Here is a 611-nt window from a genome sequence, read left to right as displayed (position 1 = left end):
TCAACGTCTTCACGCTTGGTACCACGCAGCAGAACGCCTACGTTGTCACCTGCTTGGCCGCTGTCCAGCAGCTTGCGGAACATTTCAACGCCGGTGCAAGTGGTCTTGGTGGTCGGACGAACACCAACGATTTCAACTTCATCACCAACCTTGACGATGCCCTGCTCAACACGACCGGTTACCACGGTACCACGGCCGGAGATTGAGAATACGTCTTCGATAGGCATCAGGAAGGTCTTGTCGATTGGACGCTCAGGGGTAGGGATGAATGAGTCAACAGCATCCATCAGTGCATCAATCGCCTGAGAACCGATCTCGGAGGTATCACCTTCGAGAGCCTTCAGTGCAGAACCCTTGATGATCGGAGTGTCGTCGCCAGGGAAACCGTAGGAATCCAGCAGCTCGCGAACTTCCATCTCAACCAGCTCAAGCAGCTCTTCGTCATCAACCATGTCAGCCTTGTTCAGGAAAACAACCAGGTATGGTACGTTTACCTGACGAGCCAGCAGCACGTGCTCACGGGTCTGTGGCATCGGGCCATCAGCTGCAGATACCACCAGAATACCGCCATCCATCTGGGCAGCACCGGTGATCATGTTCTTTACGTAGTC

Annotated in this window: 1 protein-coding gene; it reads right to left on the bottom strand. The window is 54.3% G+C overall.

What is annotated here, in order from left to right:
• On the bottom strand, positions 1-611 hold a 611-nt coding region (locus tag FEF65_RS13240), incomplete at both ends, for a GTP-binding protein (RefSeq protein WP_238701415.1).

Origin of the sequence: Mariprofundus erugo (assembly GCF_005818865.1) — a bacterium.
GTDB lineage: Bacteria > Pseudomonadota > Zetaproteobacteria > Mariprofundales > Mariprofundaceae > Mariprofundus > Mariprofundus erugo.
Note: the sequence above shows the minus strand (reverse complement) of the source record. Positions and strands in the feature narration are given on the sequence as shown.